The following is an 18,075-nucleotide window of genomic DNA, read 5'->3' as shown; positions in this document are numbered from 1 at the left end:
GGGAATCCCTTCCCCGCGCTCCGAGAGGTCGCTGCCGACCCGTGCCCGCACCGTCCAGCCCCACCGCCGCCCAGACCTCCGCCACGTCGGCTCGTGGGCCCGGTCCCGGTCTCCACGACGTCGCCGGACCCGGCACCGGACCTGCACCAGGGCCGACGCGCCGCGCTCCCGCGGCCGACCGTCCGGCGTCGACGGTCGCGTCGCTGCGGCGCCTGTACCCGTTCGTCCGCCCGGCGCTGCCGCGGCTCGTGGGCGGGATGCTCTCCGCGCTCGGCGCGAGCCTCGCGGCGCTCGCGATCCCGCGGGTTCTCGAGCATGTCGTCAACGGGCCGCTCGCCGCCGGGGCGCGCGAGCACGACACGGGCGCCCTCGCGGGTGCGGTCGCGCTCGTGGCCGGCCTGGGGCTGCTGGAGGCCGCGTTCATCCTCGCGCGGCGCAGCTTCGTCATGCTGCCGGGCACGCACGTCGAGGCGCGCATGCGCGTGGCCCTGTACCGGCACCTGCAGGACCTGCCCGTCGCGTTCCACGACCGGTGGGCGGGCGGGCAGCTCCTGTCGCGGTCGATGAGCGACCTCGGGCTCCTGCGCCGGTGGCTGGTCTTCGGCATGCCGACCCTCGTGGTCTCGGCGACCACGATCCTCGTCGGGGTCACGATCCTCATCGTGACCGGCGGGGTGCTCGGTCTCGTGTACCTCGCGGGCGCCGTCCCCGTGACGATCCTCGCGTTCCGCTTCTCGCGCCGGTACCGCGCGATCTCGCGCCTGTCCCAGGACCAGTCCGGCGACCTCGCCACCACGGTCGAGGAGTCGGTGCACGGCATCCGTGTCCTCAAGGCGTTCGGCCGCGGGCGGGACGCTCTCGACGCGTTCACCGACCAGGCCGACCGGCTGCGGCGCACCGAGATGGCCAAGGCGTCCACGCAGTCGACCGTCACCGCGGCGCTCACCGCGATCCCGGAGCTGACGCTCGGCGTCGCGCTCGTCGTCGGCGTGCTCCAGGCGGCGGACGGGCAGATCAGCGTCGGCGCGCTCGTCGCGTTCTTCGCGACCGCCGCCGTCGTCAACACGCCCGTCGTCGACCTCGGCATGACGCTGTCGATGACGCTGAACGCCCGCACCGCCGTCGACCGGTACTTCGAGGTCCTCGACACCGCGAACGACCTCACCGACCCGGACGCGCCGGTCGACCTGCGCGACCCGCGCGGCGACGTCGCGCTGCGCGGCGTGACGTTCCGGTACGACGACGCCGCCGAGCCCGTCCTGCGCGACGTCGACCTCGACCTCCCGGCCGGGACGACGACCGCGCTCGTCGGGCTCACCGGCTCGGGCAAGAGCACCCTCGCGATGCTCGTCCCGCGCCTGTACGACGTCTCCGAGGGGTCCGTGCGCCTCGACGACGTCGACGTGCGCGACCTGACCCGCACGACGCTGCGCACCCACGTCGCCGTCGCGTTCGAGGACTCGACGTTGTTCTCCGCCTCCGTGCGCGAGAACGTGCTCCTCGGCGCGCCGGACGACCTCGACGACGCGGCGCGCGACGCGCTGCTCGCCGAGGCGCTCGACGTCGCGCAGGCCGGGTTCGTGCACGACCTGCCCGACGGCGTCGGCACGACGATCGGGGAGGAGGGGCTGAGCCTGTCCGGCGGCCAGCGCCAGCGCCTCGCGCTCGCGCGCGCCATCGCCGCCCGGCCGCGGGTTCTCGTCCTCGACGACCCCCTCTCGGCGCTCGACGTCGCCACCGAGGAGGCCATCGAGACACGGCTGCGGACGGTCCTCGCAGGCACCACGACCCTCGTCGTCGCGCACCGCCCGTCGACCGTGGCGCTCGCCGACCGCGTCGCCGTGCTCCAGGGCGGGCGCATCACCGCGGTCGGCACGCACGCCGACCTGCTCGCCCACGACCCGCACTACCGGCACGTCATCTCGAGCCTCGAGTCCGACGCCGCCGCGCACGGCATCGGCGACCACGACGACGAGCACGAACCCGGCACCGGACGGACGGAGGACGCATGAGCGCGCGCCGCGGGACCAGGCACGACACCTCCACCCGTCCAGTGGCGGCCGCCCCGGCGGGCCCGGACGGATCGGCGGCCGCCACGACACCGTCACCGCGCGGCGTCGCGGGCGAGGAGGACTCCCAGCTCGACCGGGCGCGCAGCCGCGCCGTGAGCGCTCGCTCGCGCGCGCTCCTCGCGGACCTGCTCCGCGCGCGCCGCGGAGCGCTCGCCGGCGCCGCCGTCCTCGTCGTCGTCGCCACCGCCGGCCAGGTCGCCGGTCCCGCGCTCATCGCCGTCGGCATCGACCGCGCGCTCCCGGCGCTGCGTGACGGCGACGTCGCCCAGCTCGTCGTCGTGGGCGCGGTGTACGTCCTCGCCGCGATCGCCGCCGGGCTCGCGATCGGCGCCTACGTGCGGGCCGCCGCCCGCATCGCGCAGGCCGTCCTGCTCGACCTGCGTCGCCGCGTGTTCCGCCAGACGCAGCGCCTGTCCCTCGAGTTCCACGAGTCCTACACGTCCGGGCGGATCATCTCCCGCCAGACGTCCGACCTCGAGGCGCTCCGCGAGCTGCTGGACGGCGGCCTGACCGGTGTCGTGTCGAGCGTCCTGTTCATGGCCTTCACCGCGATCGGGCTCTTCCTGCTCGACCCCCTCAGCGGCCTCGTCCTCGCGGTCGCCGTCGTGCCCGCCGCGCTGCTCACGCGGTGGTTCCAGAAGCGCTCCCAGCGGTTCTACCGCGCCTCGCGCGTCGCGTCCGCGCGCCTCATCGTGCACTTCGTGGAGACCATGACCGGGATCCGCGCCGTCCAGGCCTTCCGGCGCGAGGCCGCCGACCAGCGCGCCTACGCCGAGCTCGCCGAGGACTACCGCGCGGCCAACGCCCGGTCGTTCGGGCTCAACGGCCGCTACGACCCCGGGCTCGTCGTCATCGGCAACGTGACGGTCGTCGTGGCGCTCGCGGTGGGCGGGTGGCGCGTGCTCGACGGCGCGATGGACGTCGGCGTGCTGGCCGCGGTCCTGCTGTACACGAAGCGGTTCTTCGGCCCGATCCAACAGCTCGGGATGTTCTACAACTCGTTCCAGTCGGCGTCGGCGGCGCTCGAGAAGATCTCGGGTCTGCTCGAGGAGGAGCCGACCGTCGCCGAGCCCCGCCACCCGGTGCCGCTCCCTGCCGCGCGCGGCGAGCTGCGTCTGGAGCACGTGCGGTTCGGCTACGGCGCCGGGCGGACCGTCCTGCCGGACCTCGACCTGACGATCCCGGCGGGCCAGACGGTCGCGCTCGTGGGGACCACGGGTGCCGGCAAGTCGACCCTCGCGAAGCTCGTGACCCGCTTCTACGACGCCACCGACGGGACGGTGCGGCTCGACGGCGTCGACGTGCGCGACCTGTCCTCGCACGACCTGCGGCGCGCCGTCGTCATGGTCACGCAGGAGGCGTACCTGTTCAGCGGGTCGGTGCGCGAGAACATCGCGCTCGGGCGTCCGGACGCGACCCAGGCCGAGATAGAGGCCGCCGCGCGCGCGGTGGGTGCGCACGAGTTCGTCCTGCGCCTGCCCGACGGCTACGACACCGACGTCAACAAGCGCGGCGGACGCGTGTCCGCCGGGCAGCGCCAGCTCCTGTCGTTCGCGCGCGCCTTCCTCGCCGACCCGGCCGTCCTCGTGCTCGACGAGGCGACGAGCTCGCTCGACCTGCCGGGGGAGCGGCTCGTGCAGGAGGGACTGCGGACGCTCCTCGCCGACCGGACGGCGATCATCATCGCCCACCGCCTGTCGACGGTCGCGATCGCCGACCGCGTCCTGGTCATGGCGGACGGCCGCGTCGTCGAGGACGGGACGCCCGCCGAGCTCGTTGCGACGCAGGGCGGACGCTTCGCCGCGCTCGACGCCGCGTGGCGGGCCTCGCTCGTCTGAACCGCGGCTCCTCTGACCACCGCTCGTCCGACCGCCGAGCACGGGGTCGCGCACCGCACTCCTCAGGACCCGGTGGACGACCCCGTGCTCGACGGGGTGCGGTCCCGCGGTCGTCGGGGCGCCGACGCGGCCACGAGGCCGTCGACGACGGCGCGCGCCCCCGGCGGTGGGCGGTCCCCGTACGTGACCGCCAGCACGCGCCGCGCCGCGCCGGGGAGCGCGTGCGTCACGACGCGCGGGTCGCGGTGGGCGCGCAGCGCCAGCTCCGGGAGCACCGAGACCCCCACGCCCGCCGCGACGAGCGACTGGACCGCGACGTAGTCGTCGGTCTCGAACGCGATGCGCGGCGTGAAGCCCGCCCGCTCGCAGCGGCCCACGAGGTCGGCCCGGCACCGCTCGCAGCCGGCGATCCAGGGCACGTCCGCGAACCGTGTCAGGTCGGAGGGGGCCGTCGGGTCGCCACGCGCGACACCGCCCGCACCCGGGACGTCGCCCCGTGGCGCGACGCTGCCCGCACCGCCCGGCGGCGCCCCGGACGTCACGACCGACAGCTCCTCCTCGAGCACCGGCACCGGCACCAGCCCGTCCAGGTCCGCGGGCGAGCGGTCGTGCTCGAACACCAGCGCCACGTCCACCGCGCCGCGCCGCAGCGCCGCCAGCGCCTCGGGCGGCTCCGCCTCCACCAGGCCCACGACCAGACCGGGGTGGTCGACGGCGAGGCGCGCGACGACGTCGGGCACGAGCGTCGCGAGCGCCGACGGGAACGCCGCGAGCCGCACGCGCCCGGCGGCGAGCCCGGCGAGCGCCTCGACCTCCTCGCGCGCCGCGCCGACCCGGCCCAGGATCTCCTCGGCGCGCGCCGCCAGCAGGCGGCCTGCGTCCGTCAGCCGGATGCCCCGCCCGACGCGCTCCACGAGCGGCACCCCGACCTCCGCCTCGAGGCGCGCCAGGTGGTGGCTCACCGACGGCTGCGCGTAGTGCAGCACGCGCGCGGCACCGGTCACCGACCCCTCGCGCGCCACCGCGGCCAGCACGCGCAGCCTCGTCAGGTCCATGTCACGATCCCCGTCTCCTCGTGCCCGTCGTGCGCCGTCCCACCTACCGCACGAGCGTAGACCGACCCATCGACGACATCGATGGATGCAGCGAATTCCGGCATTGGACCTATGCGTCGCGCCGGGCCACCGTGGAACCATGACCGCCACGCCCGCCACGCCGCCGAGCCCCGCGCCCTCTGCTCTCGTCCCGCCCACGGTGCGCGACGTCCTCGACGCGCGACGCACGCTCGCCGCCCACCTCGAGCCCACGCCCGTGCGGACCTACGAGCCCCTCGACACCGCGACCGGCGCGCGCGTCGTCGTCAAGCACGAGAACCTCCAGCCCACCGGGGCGTTCAAGGTCCGCGGGGCCCTCAACCTCCTCCTGCGCACCACCCCTGAGGAACGCGCCCGCGGCGTCGTCGCGTTCTCCACGGGAAACCATGCGCAGGCGGTCGCCTACGCCGCGCGGTCCACCGGCACGCCCTGCACGATCGTCATGCCCACGGACCCGAACCCCGTCAAGGCCCACGCGGTGCGCGCCCTCGGCGCCCGCCTCGTGCTGCACGGCGCCACGTTCGACGACGCCCGCGAGCACGCCACGGCGCTCGCCGGCGAGACCGGCGCGCGCCTGGTCAGCGCCGCGAACGAGCCGATGCTCGTCGCCGGGGTCGCGACGGCGTACCTCGAGCTGCTCGAGCAGGCGCCGGACCTCGACGCGGTCGTCGTCCCGGTGGGCGGGGGCAGCGGCGCGGCGGCCGCGTGCCTCGTCGCCCGCGCGGTCGCGCCCGACCTCGAGGTGGTGGCGGTCCAGTCGTCCGCGTCGCCGGCGGCGCACGACTCGTGGCGGTCGGGCGCGCTGCGGACGGCGCAGAACGCCAGCCGCGCCGAGGGCCTCGCGACCGGGTGCGGGTTCGCCCTGACGCAGGAGATCCTGCGCGCCCACCTCGACGACTTCGTGCTCGTCGACGACGACGCGCTCGACCGCGCGGCCGGTCTCTTCCTCACCGGGGCGCGGACCGTGGCCGAGACCGCGGGAGCGGCCGGGCTCGCCGCGGTGCTCGCGGACCCCGGCCGGTTCGCCGGACGCCGCGTGGGCGTCGTGTGCACCGGCGGCAACGCGAGCCCGGCCGAGCTGCGCCGTGTGCTCGCGACGGTCCCGGCCTAGGCTCGGTCGCATGGCCCGCTACCTCGACGTGCACCCCGACAACCCGCAGCCCCGCGTGATCGCGCAGGTCGTCGCGCTGCTCGGCGACGGCGGGCTCGTCGCCTACCCGACCGACTCCGGCTACGCGCTCGGGTGCCGCATGGACGACCGCGAGGGCACGGAGCGCATCCGCCGCATCCGCCACCTCGGCGACAAGCACCACTTCACGCTCGTGTGCGCGGACTTCGCCCAGCTCGGGCACTTCGTCATGGTCGACAACTCGGCGTTCCGCGCGATCAAGGCGGCGACCCCGGGCCCGTACACGTTCATCATGCGCGCGACGTCCGAGGTGCCGCGCCGCCTCGCGCACCCGAAGAAGCGGACCGTCGGCGTGCGCATCCCGGACGACACCGTTGCCCAGGCGATCGTCGCCGCGCTGGGCGAGCCCATCCTGTCGAGCTCTCTCATCCTCCCGGGCTCGGAGGAGGCGCTCACCGACGGGTGGGCGATCAAGGAGGAGCTCGACCACGTGATCGACGCCGTGGTCGACGGCGGCGAGCGCGGCAGCGCGCCCACCACGGTCGTCGACGTGTCCGACGGCGTGCCCGAGGTCGTGCGCGTCGGTGCGGGCGACCCGTCGCGCTTCGAGTAGGGCTGCTCAGGCCGCCGGGCCGAGGAGACGTCGCATCCGGGCGAGGTCCACCGGGTCGACGAGGACCGCGAGCTCGTGCCGCACCCACCACGCGCCCGTGCGCCGGCGCTCGTCGCGCGTCGAGAACCGGTACCGGAAGAGCCGCGCACGGACCCACCGCGGCGCAGGCCCGGCGGGACCGGCGTCAGGGTCCGCGCGCAGCAGGCGCAGCGTCGCGGGATCGGCCTCGAGGAGCCGTAGGAGCAGCACCTCGAACCACCGCACCTCCGGCGAGCCCAGCGCGAGGAACCACATCTGCCAGTCGAGCCGCAGGTGGTACGGCGCGACCTGCGGCGGACGACGGCGCACGTCGCCCGGCTTGCCGCGGAACGCGTACTCCACCCAGTCGTCCGGCCCGGGGGAGCGCGCGGTCGAGCCCTCGACCACGACCTCGTCCCGGCGTCGCGTCACCGATCCGAACGCGCCGTAGGCGTTGACCAGCCGCAGCGGGTCGAAGCTCGCGTTCATCAGCTGGCGGCGCGCCACGAGGTTGCGAGCCGGGCGGTAGCTCAGCGCGACCAGCAGCGCGCTCACCGCGACGACCACCACGACCAGGGCGACCGGACCGCCGAGGCCGCCCGCGCCGTCGGGCACACCCCCGGGGGACGGCGCGGAACGTGCGAGGCCGAGCCAGCCGCCCACGGCCGCCCACGACCCGTCGCTCACGAGCGACAGCCCCAGCACCACCGTCAACCAGTTCAGCCACGCGAAGTTGCCCGTCACCACGAGCCACAGCTGCGTGAGGACCACCGCGGCGCCCGCCCAGGACGCCACCGGCTGCGGCGCGAAGAACAGGAACGGGACCACGAGCTGTGTCACGTGGTTGCCCGCCACCTCGACCCGGTGCCACCACCGCGGCAGGTGGTGGGCGTGCCAGGAGAACGGTCCGGGGAGCGGCTGCGTCTCGTGGTGGTAGTCCAGCGCCGTCAGGTCCCGCCACGCCCGGTCCCCGCGGATCTTGATCAGCCCCGCGCCGAGCTCCACGCGGAACAGGCACCACCGCGCCAGCAGGATCACCAGCACGGGAGGGGCCACGCCCCCGCCCGACGAGCCCAGCCACGCGACGAGGAACGTCACCTCGCACAGCAGCGACTCCCACCCGAACCCGTAGAACCGCCCCCCGGCGTTCACGACCGACAGGTAGACGACCCACAGCATGAGGAACGCGAGGGTCGTGACCCACCACGGCCCGAGCTGCGGCACCCCGGCCACGAGCAGCGCCGCGAGCGACGCACCACCCCACCCGAGCGCCACGACGAACCCGTCGGTGCAGCGCCACCTCAGCACGCTCGGGCCGTCCCGCCACCGCGTCCGGTCGAGCACCCGCACCGCCGGCGTCAGTCCCCGCACCCCCAGCAGCGGCCGCCACTGGCGCATCACCGCCCAGAACGCCACCACGAGCACCGCCGCCGTGCCGCGCTGCAGCACCTCGCGCGCGACGTCGTACCCACCCGCCCAGAACCACGAGCCCAGCCACTCGGCCGCTCCGGCCACCGAGGCGTCGTCCATCAGCCCACCGTAGACATGTGACCCGCGTCTCACCCGCGCCGTCGACGCCCCGCACCGCGCACCCGCCCCTAGCATCGGGACATGAGCAGCCAGACGGACGCCCCCGGTCTCGAGCAGTCACAGCGGCGCATGCGCGAGGCAGGTGTCGCCACCGCCGCCATCGACGTCTTCACCCGCTTCTACCGCCTCCTCGAGTCCGGGGAGACCGGGATGATCCCCGAGGCCGACGTCGAGCCCCTCACCGACGTCGCCCACCGCGACGCCCTCGACGTCCCCGCCGACGACGCCCGCACCGCCCTCGGGCGCACCGCGATCATCAAGCTCAACGGCGGCCTCGGCACCTCCATGGGCATGGACCGCGCCAAGTCCCTCCTCACGGTGCGCGACGCCGACCCGCACCGCGGCGCCGACGCCGACCCGCTGACGTTCCTCGACGTCATCGTCGCCCAGGTCCGCGCCGCCCGGCACGCCACCGGCGCCACCCTCCCGCTGCTGCTCATGAACAGCTTCCGCACCCAGGCCGACACCCTCGACGCGCTCGCCCCCCACGACGACCTCGCCGTCGAGGGCCTCCCGCTCGACTTCCTCCAGAACCGCGAGCCCAAGCTCCTCGCCACCGACCTCACCCCCGTCGACTGGCCCGCCGACCCCGGGCTCGAGTGGTGCCCGCCCGGCCACGGCGACCTCTACACCGCCCTCTACGCGTCAGGAGCCCTCCGCGCGCTCCTGGACGCCGGCTACCGGTACGCCAGCGTCTCCAACTCCGACAATCTCGGCGCAGCGCCCGACGCCGCCATGGCCGGCTGGTTCGCCGCGTCCGGCGCCCCCTTCGCCGCCGAGGTCGCTCGCCGCACGCCCGCGGACCGCAAGGGCGGCCACCTCGTCGTGCGCCGCGCCGACGGCCGCATCGTCCTGCGCGAGACCGCCCAGACACCCGACGCCGACGCGGACGCCGCCGCCGACATCACGCGCCACCGCTACTTCAACACCAACAACCTCTGGTTCGACCTCGAGGCGCTCGCGGCCGAGCTCGAGCGGACCGGCGGGGTGCTCGAGCTGCCGCTCATCCGGAACACGAAGACGGTCGACCCGACGGACTCGTCGTCACCCGAGGTGATCCAGGTCGAGTCGGCGATGGGCGCGGCGGTCGAGGTGTTCGACGGCGCGGTGGCGATCGAGGTCGGCCGGGACCGGTTCCTCCCGGTCAAGACGACGAACGACCTCCTCGTGCTGCGCTCCGACGTCTACGAGCTCGACGACGCGTACCGCTTCGTCGCGCGGGCCGACGCGCCGCTCGTCGACCTCGACCCGGCGCACTACAAGACCATCGCGGGGTTCGACGCGCGCTTCGACGATGGCACGCCGTCGTTGCGGGGAGCCCGGTCGCTCACCGTCCGCGGCGACTGGTCGTTCGGTGGGGGAGTGACCGTCGTGGACGACGCCCGGCTCGACGACGAGGGCGGCGCCGCGCGCGTGCCCGACGGCGCCGTCGTGGGCCCGGACGGCGTGAGCGACTGACGGGTTGTCAGGGCGAGAGATCACTCGGGTGTGCTGACGCCCTGACACGTCGTGCGTTGCGCGCCCGTGTCAGGGCGACACGTCACCCGCGTGACCCGTCGCCCTGACACGAGGTTCAGCGGTCCAGGTCGACGACGCGGTCCTCGCCGCGGCGCGCACGGAGCCCGCCGGCCGAGGCGGCCGCGAGGTCGGCGTCGAACCGGGCGAGGTCGGCGGGCGCGACGAGCACCGTGAAGCGCGCGACCTCCTCGTACGCGACCCCCGCGAGGACGGCGTCGTGCGTGCCCGCCCAGTCGTGCAGCACGCCGTGCAGACGACCTGCGTCGGCGTGGGGGACGTCGACGGTGACGACCGTGCGCACGGCGCGACGGACGACGCGCGCGACGTCCAGGGCCTCGCTCACCGCGGACGAGTAGGCGCGCACGAGCCCGCCCGCACCGAGCAGCACGCCGCCGAAGTACCGCGTGACCACCGCGACGACGTCCGTGAGCGCGCGATGCCGCAGCACCTCGAGCATGGGGACGCCCGCGGTGCCGGAGGGCTCGCCGTCGTCGGTGGAACGCTGCTGGTCCGCGTGCGGGCCGACGACGAGCGCGACGCAGTGGTGACGCGCGTCCCAGTGCTCCTTGCGCACGCGCGCGACCACGGCGTCAGCCGCCGCGACGTCCGCCACCGGCGCGAGGTGGGTGAGGAACCGCGACCTCTTGACGACCAGCTCGTGGTCGACCGGGCGGGCGATCGTGCCCGGCAGCTCGTCGGCGCCCGTGCTCGTCCCCACCCGCCGACCCTACGGTCAGTCGGTGCCGCTCTCCATCGCGGCGCGATCGAGCAGCTCGTCGTCGGCGTCCACCGTGCCACGCGACGCGATGACCTCGGCGCCGCCCTCGGCCATCGCGCCGATGAGCGCGGTCTGCCCCTGGTCGGCGCCGACGAGCGTGGCGTGCGCGCTGCCGACGATGCCGAGGACGGCGTACTGCTCGAGCTTGGCGCGCGAGTCGGCGATGTCGAGGTTGCGCATGGTGAGCTGGCCGATGCGGTCCATCGGGCCGAAGGCCGAGTCCTCGGTGCGCTCCATGGAGAGCTTGTCCGGGTGGTAGCTGAACGCAGGCCCGGACGTGTCCATCACCGAGTAGTCCTCGCCGCGGCGCAGCCGGAGCGTGACCTCGCCCGTGACGGCGGTGCTGACCCAGCGCTGCAGGGACTCGCGGATCATGAGGGCCTGCGGGTCGAGCCAGCGGCCCTCGTACATGAGGCGCCCGAGCCGCCGGCCCTCGTTGTGGTACTGGGCGAGCGTGTCCTCGTTGTGGATCGCGTTGACGAGGCGCTCGTAGGCGGCGTGCAGCAGCGCCATGCCCGGGGCCTCGTAGATGCCGCGGCTCTTCGCCTCGATGATCCGGTTCTCGATCTGGTCCGACATGCCGAGGCCGTGCCGGCCACCGACCGCGTTCGCGGCCATCACCAGGTCGACGGGCGAGGCGAACTCCTGACCGTCGATCGACACGGGACGACCCTCGTGGAAGCCGATCGTCACGTCCTCCGTGGCGATCTCGACCTCGGGGTCCCAGAAGCGCACGCCCATGATCGGCTCGACGGTCTCGACGCCGGTGTCGAGGTGCTCGAGCGTCTTCGCCTCGTGGGTCGCGCCCCAGATGTTGGCGTCGGTCGAGTAGGCCTTCTCGGTGCTGTCGCGGTAGGGGAGCCCGTGCGCGAGCAGCCACTGCGACATCTCCGTGCGCCCGCCGAGCTCGGTGACGAAGTCGGCGTCGAGCCACGGCTTGTAGATGCGCAGGTGCGGGTTCGCGAGGAGTCCGTAGCGGTAGAACCGCTCGATGTCGTTGCCCTTGAACGTCGACCCGTCGCCCCAGATCTGCACGTCGTCCTCGCGCATGGCGCGGACGAGGAGCGTCCCGGTGACGGCGCGGCCCAGGGGAGTGGTGTTGAAGTACGAGCGCCCGCCCGAGCGGACGTGGAACGCGCCGCACGCGAGCGCGGCGAGTCCTTCCTCGACCAGCGCCGCGCGGCAGTCGACCAGTCGCGCCACCTCGGCGCCGTAGGCCGTGGCGCGGCTCGGGACGGAGGCGATGTCCGGCTCGTCGTACTGGCCGATGTCGGCGGTGTAGGTGCAGGGCACGGCGCCCTTGTCGCGCATCCAGGCGACGGCGACGGACGTGTCGAGACCACCGGAGAACGCGATGCCGACGCGCTCGCCGACGGGCAGGGAGGTGAGGACCTTGGACATGGAGAAGAGTATGCGCCATCTCGCATAGGTATGCAAAGAAGCGGCGGAGTCGGCTCGAGGTGGCGCGCGACAGCTCTGCTGGGGCTCGCGCGCGTCGTACAGATAAAAGTGTGCCAAGCGCGTATCCTCCCCACCATGGCACCTCCCGCAGCGACCGACTCCGAGCCTCGAGCCGGGGGATCACCTCTCGGCCCGCCGGTGGGCCGGTATCCGCGCCCGACCGTCTCGCTCGCGGAGGCGGAGTGGGTGTGGCGTCTCCTCGCGACGGAGGCGATGGTCGAGGCGGCGAAGCCCGAGACCGTGCGCCTCGCGGTCATCACGGGACTGACCCGGGCGACCGGCGCGCGCTACTCGGACCTGCTGCGCTGCACCGCCGACGCGATCGACCTCGGGCCGGCGGGGCCGCGAGCGGGGGAGGGGAGGGTCGTGCTCACGCACGGCAAGCACCGCACGGTCCGCGAGCACGTGCTCAGCGCGAGCGTCGTCGTGGTGCTGCGCCGGTGGATGGCGGTGCGCGAGGAGCTCGCCGCCGAGCTCGAGGGCTCGGTGCCCCGCGCGCTGCTGCTCACCGTGCACCACACGCACGACAACGGAGTGACGATCTCGAGCGGCCTGCCGATCACGAAGCAGGGTCTCGTGCTCTCGTGGCGCCGATTCGTGCACCGGACGAACGCCCGGTACGGCGGTGTGCGGGCCCCTCTGCCGACGCGGTTCGAGCAGGTGCGCCGCGCCTGGGTCGAGGCGTCAGGGCCCGTCGGGCCGGACGGGATCCTCGTCGGCCCGGGTCTCGGTGCGGACGCCGGGCGGGACGCCCTCCTCGCCGCCGAGCTCCTGGAAGAGCGTGACGTGAAGACCGGCGGGGGCGTCGAGCCGTGAGTTGAGCGAGTTCCACGGCGTGCGGGTCGGGGGAGCGACGAGCTGCGCGCCGGCGCCGACGAGGCGCTCGGTGGCGGCCGCGGCGTCGTCCACCTCGAACGCGACGCGGAGGTGCCCGGCGACCTGTCGGCCCACCTCGAGGTCGTCGATCGCCCGCTTGTGCGCGGGGTTCGCGATCTCGAGCGTCGCGTGCCCCACGTCGAGGATGGCGACCCGCTCGTCGTCACCGTCGGCATAGGCCACACGCTCGGGGAGACCCAGCACGTCGCGGTAGAACGTGAGGGCAGCGTCGTAGTCCTCGGCCTCGACGACGAGGCGCAGCTGGCGGACGGGGGGTTCTGTAGGCGGCATGCGATCACCGTAGTCCGTTTGTCGATATAAATAGTGTGCCAAGCGCGCCCTACTCGTTACTCGCCACCCGACAGACCTCACCACAGAGCGCCGAAAGACCATGGCGCACGCGAAGGGCGCGCCTCCCGACGGGGGAGACGCGCCCTTCGTGGGAGAGGCGGGTCAGGGCTCGCCGACCGCACCGTCCGCAGCCTGCGCAGCGGCGCCCTTCTCGCTGTCGGCGCCGGCGGTGGAGAGAGCCCCGCCGGTCGACTCGAGGTGCGCCCGCACGAACCAGTGGAACAGCTCGAGCTCGTGGAGGTGACCGATGAGCAGGTCGTTGGTCACGTCGTCGATGCCCTCGGTCGCGGTCGCGGCCTCACGGTGCTCGGTGATGACGCCCACGTACACCTCGTCGAGGGCACCGAGGTGCGCGATCGTCGAGTCCCGGCCGAGGGAGTAGTCGTCCCACGTCCGGGCAGCGACCAGCGACCCGGGGGTTCCCTGCGGCGAGACGCCGAGCGTGGCGATGCGCTCCGCGATCGCGTCGACCATGGCGCGGACGGCGTCCACCTGGGGGTCGATCATCTCGTGGACGGCGATGAAGTGCGGGCCCACGACGTTCCAGTGGATGTGCTTGAGCGTGAGCTGGAGGTCGTTCAGCGCGTGCAGTCGCTGCTGCAGGATCGCGGCGGCCTTCGCTCCCTCCTCGGGCGTGAGCGACGGGACGGTGTACTTCGGCAGGTCGGGACGAGCAGCCATGTGGCGCCTCCTCGTGTCGGTGCGCACGCCGCCGGAGGCGGCGGACGGGCGGACGGCTCCGTCGGCTCCATCCTGGTCCGGTCCTGCGCGGCACGCAGGTCGAGCGTCAGTCCCGCGGCAGGACGAGCACCGTCAGGCCGAGGAGAGCCAGCCCACCGAGCGCGACACCGACCGGCACCGCGGACGCCCCGGCGACGAGCAGGAGCACGAGCCCGACGAGCTGGAGCGCCACCTGGATCACGACGAGGCGACGCGCGTCCGGCACGAGCGCGCGCACCTCGACGGCGGCCGTCGCCGGGACGTGGGCGCACCACCACGAGAGGCGGAGCACGAGGTGCGCGAGCGGCAGGAGGGCGAGGACGACGGGGTCGAACGGTCCGGGACCGCCGGCGAGGGCGAGCCCGCCGAGCACCACGAGGACGTGCGGGACGGGCGGTCGGCAGAGCCCCGCGACGATCGCTCCGACGAAGACGGCGAGGCTCCACCGGAGGGCCGGGTCCCCGACGACGGGCACCAGCGCGATCCCCGTGTACGCGGTGGCGACGAGCAGGAGCGCGACGCGCAGCACGAGCCCACCGACGGTCGCGCCGGTCCCGACCTCGACGCGGGGCGGCGTCGTCGCCTCCGGGGCGTCGCGCGACGCCCGGAGCCCGGTCATCGCGCACCACCACGGCCGGCTCGCGGGGCGCGCGCCAGACGGCGCTCGTGCCGGCGCGCGGCCATCTCGAGCGCGCCGCGGGCGTCGGGCTCCGTCCGTCCGGCGTCGGTCCGGGTGTCGGGCAGCCACCGCACGACGTCGACCCCGGCCGCGCGCAGGACGTCGACGCGGTCCTCGCGCTCCCGTCGCGTGATCTGCCAGGCGAGCACGACCCGTCGGTCCGCGTCGGTGACCGCGACCGGCGGGAGCGTGTCGACGACCACGACGACGTGCCCGGCGTCGTGCCACTGCCGCGCGAGGCGGGGCGCCTCGTCGTCGAGCAGGGTCGAGAAGAGGTAGACGGCCGAACCGGCAGGGACCTGCGGGGGGCGCAGCCGCGTGGACGGGTCACCGACCGGGCGCGCGAGCGCGAGGCCGTGCAGGACGCGCCGCAGGTGACGCCGCCCGCCACCGGGACGGACGGGCCGGCGGAGCTGGCCGAGGTCGTCGAGCGCGACCCGGTCGCCGGCGTCCAGGACGACCTGCGCGACGGACGCCGCGGCGTGGCGCGCGAGGTCGAGCGACGTCGCCTCGTCGGGACGCCGGAACCCGACGCCGCCCCACGTGGCGAGGTCGGCGCCGACCTCGTCGCGCGAGTCGAGCACGAGCACCACGGTGGCCTCCGCGGTGCCGAACGTGCGGCGCACGTAGAGCGTGTCGAGCGCCGGGGAGCGTCGCGCGGTCGCCCGCCAGTCGACGCGTCGCACGGTGTCCCCGGGCCGGAAGGCGTCGACGTCGCGCAGCTCGGAGCCCTCGCCGGGCCGGCGTGACGTGTGCGGACCGGCGAGCCCGCGCAGGCGGGAGGCGAGAGGCACCCGGCCGAGCGTCACCGGGCGCGGCAGGACCAGCAGCGGCGGGCCGACCGTCGTGGACGGGACCTGCTCCTCGACGCCCTCGGGGCCGTAGGCGGCGTGGTCCACGCGGTACGACGGCTGCGGCCCGGTGCGGACCGATCGCGTGCTCACGGCGATCTCGCGCTCCGTCGTGCCGGTGACGGCGAGGGTGCGCTCGGCGGTGAGGTTCGCCGGCCCCACGACGCGGACGCTGACGGTCTCCACGCCCGGCGGGGAGGTGATCCGCAGCCGGGCGCCGAGGGTTCCGGCGGGTGCCTCGGGTTCGGGTGCGACAGCCACCGTCACGAGGCCCTCAGGACGCCGCGTCCGCCCCCACGTCGCGCTGAGCAGCGCCGGCAGCCCCAGCAGCGCGACGTCGGCGCGGCGCGCCACGAGCCCGACGGCGAGGAGGACGACCCCGACGGTCGTCCCGGCCGCGAGCGCCGTCGTGGTGCGCCACACGGGTGCGCTGGTGGGGCGGTCGGGGATGCTCACCCGCGCCCGCCGGCGACGGTGGTGGGGCCGGGGACGGTGGCGAGGAGGGAGCGCACGAGGGCTTCGGGGTGCCGGTCGGCGGCCCAGGCGGCGGGGGTGAGGGTGAGGCGGTGGGCGAGGACGGGGACGGCGACGCGCTTGACGTCCTCGGGCAGGACGTAGTCGCGGCCGTCGAGGACGGCGACGCTGCGGGCGAGGAGGGCGAGGTTCTGGGAGCCGCGGGGTGAGGCGCCGACCTCGAGGGCGTCGTGGGTGCGGGTGGCGGCGGCGAGGTCGACGCAGTAGCCGATGACGTCGGGGTCGATGTCGACGGTCTCGACGCCCGCTTGCATGGCGAGGACGGTGCGGTGGTCGACGACCTGGGTGACGGTGGGGTCGTCGTGGCGGCGGGCGACGCGGCGGGTGAGGACCTCGCGTTCTTCGTCGCGGGCGGGGTAGCCGACGGCGAGCCGGACCATGAAGCGGTCGAGCTGGGCTTCCGGCAGGGGGTAGGTGCCCTCGTACTCGACGGGGTTGGACGTGGCGACGACGTGGAAGGGGCGGGGCAGGGGGTGGGTGGTGCCGTCGACGGTGACCTGGCGCTCGGCCATGGCCTCGAGGAGCGCGGACTGGGTCTTGGGGGCGGTGCGGTTGATCTCGTCGGCGAGGAAGAGGCCGGTGAAGACGGGACCGGGGCGGAACTCGAAGGTGCGGGTCGCGGGGTCGTAGACGGCGGACCCGGTGATGTCGGAGGGCAGGAGGTCGGGGGTGCACTGGAGGCGGGCGAAGTCGAGGCCGAGGGCGCGGGCGAGGCTGCGTGCGGCGAGGGTCTTGCCGAGGCCGGGGACGTCCTCGAAGAGCACGTGCCCGCCGGCGAGGACGGTGGCGAGGGCGAGGGTGAGGGTCTCGCGCATGCCGACGACGGCGGTGGCGACCTCGTCGAGGATGCGTCGGGAGTGCTCGGCGACGTCGGTCACGGGGAGGGGTGCGACGTGGGCGGTGGCGTCGGCGCTCCGGTCGTCGGGCCGGGGGGTCCAGGAGGTCAACGGGGTGTCCCTTCGTCGGGTGGCGGCGTGGTGGCGAGTCGTTCGACGGCGTCGAGCCAGGTCTGGAGCTGCCGGGGGGTGGGCAGCGTGCCGTGGGTGGCGTGGTCGTGGAGGCCGTGGGCGGTCGGGGTGCCGAGGAGCGGCTCGGCGCGGGTGGCGACGTGGGGGTCGGCGAGGTCTCCGTGGAGGCCGTGGCGGGCGAGCTGGTGGTCGGCGAGGGTGCGGACGCGTCGGGCGGCGCGGTCGGTGACGCGTCCGTCCTTGCCGAGGATCGCCCAGCCGAGGTCGGAGACGTCGCGTCGGGCGCCGTCGCGGTGCAGGGGCGGGACCTGGGGCCAGGTCCCGTCTGCGGTGTACTCGGCGCTGTGCCACAGCAGGAGGGCGCTGAGGCCGGCGGCGGCGAGCATGACGGCGTGGGCGGCGGAGGATCCGAGGACGACGAGCGCGATCGCGGTGAGGACGACGAGGATCGCGGGCGGCGCGGCGCGGCGCAGGATCGCCGGGAGGTGGTTCATGCGTCCGGGGTCCGGTCGGGGGCGTCGATCGCGAGGTCGTCGGCGAGGCGGCGCAGGGCGTCGCGGGCGGTCTGGACGTCGCTCGTGCCGATGTCCGCGTCGCGGAACCGGGCGCGGTGGTAGAGGCCACGCAGCGTGGCGACGGCTCCGGGGTCGGCGCGGGTGCGGTCGAGCACGGCGACGGTGAACTCGGTGGGGGTCTGCGCGGGGTCGCGGTGCGCGCCCGCGAGCGCCGCGGCGTCCTCGAGGGCGACCCAGGCGGCGACGACGGCGTCGCGCGGGGGGACGGCGGCGGTGAGGTGCTGCTGGGCGGTGCTCAGGCCGTCGCGCAGGTGGGGGGCGACGTCGTCCTCGGGGGTGCCGAGGAGGGTGTGCCCGGGGTGGCGGTGACGGGGGTGCGGGGTGCCGCTGCGGCGGATGCGTGCGAGGACGTTGCGCAGGGCGAGGACGGCGATGACGAGCAGGGCGAGTCCGGCGAGCGCGAGCAGGAC

Annotated in this window: 16 protein-coding genes; 5 read left to right on the top strand and 11 right to left on the bottom strand. The window is 74.8% G+C overall.

All coding sequences use genetic code 11. The features are described 5' to 3' along the window. Positions 1-257: 257 nt before the first annotated feature. Positions 258-2,012, top strand: a complete 1,755-nt coding sequence (locus NFS20_RS07020) for an ABC transporter ATP-binding protein (RefSeq protein ID WP_251151251.1) — start codon at positions 258-260, stop codon at positions 2,010-2,012. Continuing rightward, positions 2,009-3,910, top strand: coding sequence for an ABC transporter ATP-binding protein (locus NFS20_RS07015; protein WP_251151010.1), 1,902 nt, complete (start codon positions 2,009-2,011; stop codon positions 3,908-3,910). Before NFS20_RS07020 ends, NFS20_RS07015 begins: the two co-directional genes overlap by 4 nt. Before the next feature lie 62 nt (positions 3,911-3,972). Here NFS20_RS07015 and NFS20_RS07010 read toward each other — a convergent pair whose 3' ends face one another. Then, the gene (locus NFS20_RS07010; protein WP_251151009.1) at positions 3,973-4,965 is read right to left on the bottom strand and encodes a LysR family transcriptional regulator; all 993 of its coding nucleotides are present in this window, start codon (positions 4,963-4,965) and stop codon (positions 3,973-3,975) included. 139 nt (positions 4,966-5,104) lie between these two features. Here NFS20_RS07010 and NFS20_RS07005 point away from each other — a divergent pair, with 139 nt between their 5' ends. After that, a complete protein-coding gene (locus NFS20_RS07005; protein WP_251151008.1) occupies positions 5,105-6,115 on the top strand; it encodes a threonine ammonia-lyase in 1,011 nt (336 codons plus the stop codon). A gap of 10 nt (positions 6,116-6,125) precedes the next feature. After that, positions 6,126-6,746 (top strand): L-threonylcarbamoyladenylate synthase, encoded by a 621-nt coding sequence (locus NFS20_RS07000; protein ID WP_251151007.1) that lies wholly within the window; start codon positions 6,126-6,128, stop codon positions 6,744-6,746. A 6-nt stretch (positions 6,747-6,752) separates the two neighbouring features. Here NFS20_RS07000 and NFS20_RS06995 read toward each other — a convergent pair whose 3' ends face one another. Further along, positions 6,753-8,294 carry a lipase maturation factor family protein gene (locus NFS20_RS06995; RefSeq protein WP_251151006.1) on the bottom strand — a complete coding sequence of 514 codons (1,542 nt, stop codon included), beginning with the start codon at positions 8,292-8,294 and terminating at the stop codon, positions 6,753-6,755. Positions 8,295-8,375: 81 nt separating this feature from the next. On the opposite strand from NFS20_RS06995, the gene NFS20_RS06990 reads away from it, so the two are divergent. Then, on the top strand, positions 8,376-9,812 hold the full coding sequence (locus tag NFS20_RS06990; RefSeq protein WP_251151005.1) for a UTP--glucose-1-phosphate uridylyltransferase: 1,437 nt from the start codon (positions 8,376-8,378) through the stop codon (positions 9,810-9,812). Positions 9,813-9,927: 115 nt separating this feature from the next. On the opposite strand, the gene NFS20_RS06985 is transcribed toward NFS20_RS06990, so the two are convergent. From NFS20_RS06985 to NFS20_RS06945, 9 genes are all read right to left on the bottom strand, one after another. After that, the gene (locus NFS20_RS06985) at positions 9,928-10,590 is read right to left on the bottom strand and encodes an IMPACT family protein (protein WP_251151004.1); all 663 of its coding nucleotides are present in this window, start codon (positions 10,588-10,590) and stop codon (positions 9,928-9,930) included. A gap of 15 nt (positions 10,591-10,605) precedes the next feature. Beyond that, the gene (gene argG, locus NFS20_RS06980; RefSeq protein ID WP_251151003.1) at positions 10,606-12,051 is read right to left on the bottom strand and encodes an argininosuccinate synthase; all 1,446 of its coding nucleotides are present in this window, start codon (positions 12,049-12,051) and stop codon (positions 10,606-10,608) included. 744 nt (positions 12,052-12,795) lie between these two features. After that, positions 12,796-13,278 carry a VOC family protein gene (locus NFS20_RS06975; protein ID WP_251151002.1) on the bottom strand — a complete coding sequence of 161 codons (483 nt, stop codon included), beginning with the start codon at positions 13,276-13,278 and terminating at the stop codon, positions 12,796-12,798. A 162-nt stretch (positions 13,279-13,440) separates the two neighbouring features. Then, positions 13,441-14,019: a Dps family protein gene (locus NFS20_RS06970; RefSeq protein WP_251151001.1), complete on the bottom strand. Its 579-nt coding sequence runs from the start codon at positions 14,017-14,019 to the stop codon at positions 13,441-13,443. 106 nt (positions 14,020-14,125) lie between these two features. Then, positions 14,126-14,677 carry a hypothetical protein gene (locus tag NFS20_RS06965; RefSeq protein WP_251151000.1) on the bottom strand — a complete coding sequence of 184 codons (552 nt, stop codon included), beginning with the start codon at positions 14,675-14,677 and terminating at the stop codon, positions 14,126-14,128. After that, positions 14,674-16,044, bottom strand: coding sequence for a DUF58 domain-containing protein (locus NFS20_RS06960; RefSeq protein ID WP_251150999.1), 1,371 nt, complete (start codon positions 16,042-16,044; stop codon positions 14,674-14,676). Before NFS20_RS06960 ends, NFS20_RS06965 begins: the two co-directional genes overlap by 4 nt. Next, a complete protein-coding gene (locus NFS20_RS06955; RefSeq protein ID WP_251150998.1) occupies positions 16,041-17,069 on the bottom strand; it encodes an AAA family ATPase in 1,029 nt (342 codons plus the stop codon). Before NFS20_RS06955 ends, NFS20_RS06960 begins: the two co-directional genes overlap by 4 nt. Further along, the gene (locus tag NFS20_RS06950; RefSeq protein ID WP_251150997.1) at positions 17,066-17,584 is read right to left on the bottom strand and encodes a hypothetical protein; all 519 of its coding nucleotides are present in this window, start codon (positions 17,582-17,584) and stop codon (positions 17,066-17,068) included. Before NFS20_RS06950 ends, NFS20_RS06955 begins: the two co-directional genes overlap by 4 nt. Next, on the bottom strand, positions 17,581-17,904 hold the full coding sequence (locus NFS20_RS06945) for a DUF4129 domain-containing protein (RefSeq protein ID WP_251151250.1): 324 nt from the start codon (positions 17,902-17,904) through the stop codon (positions 17,581-17,583). Before NFS20_RS06945 ends, NFS20_RS06950 begins: the two co-directional genes overlap by 4 nt. Positions 17,905-18,075 lie beyond the last annotated feature (171 nt).

This window comes from Cellulosimicrobium sp. Marseille-Q4280 (assembly GCF_943181405.1).
Classification (GTDB): Bacteria; Actinomycetota; Actinomycetes; order Actinomycetales; family Cellulomonadaceae; genus Cellulosimicrobium.
The sequence above is the reverse complement of the archived record's forward strand: the minus strand, read 5'-3'. Positions and strand labels throughout refer to the sequence as shown.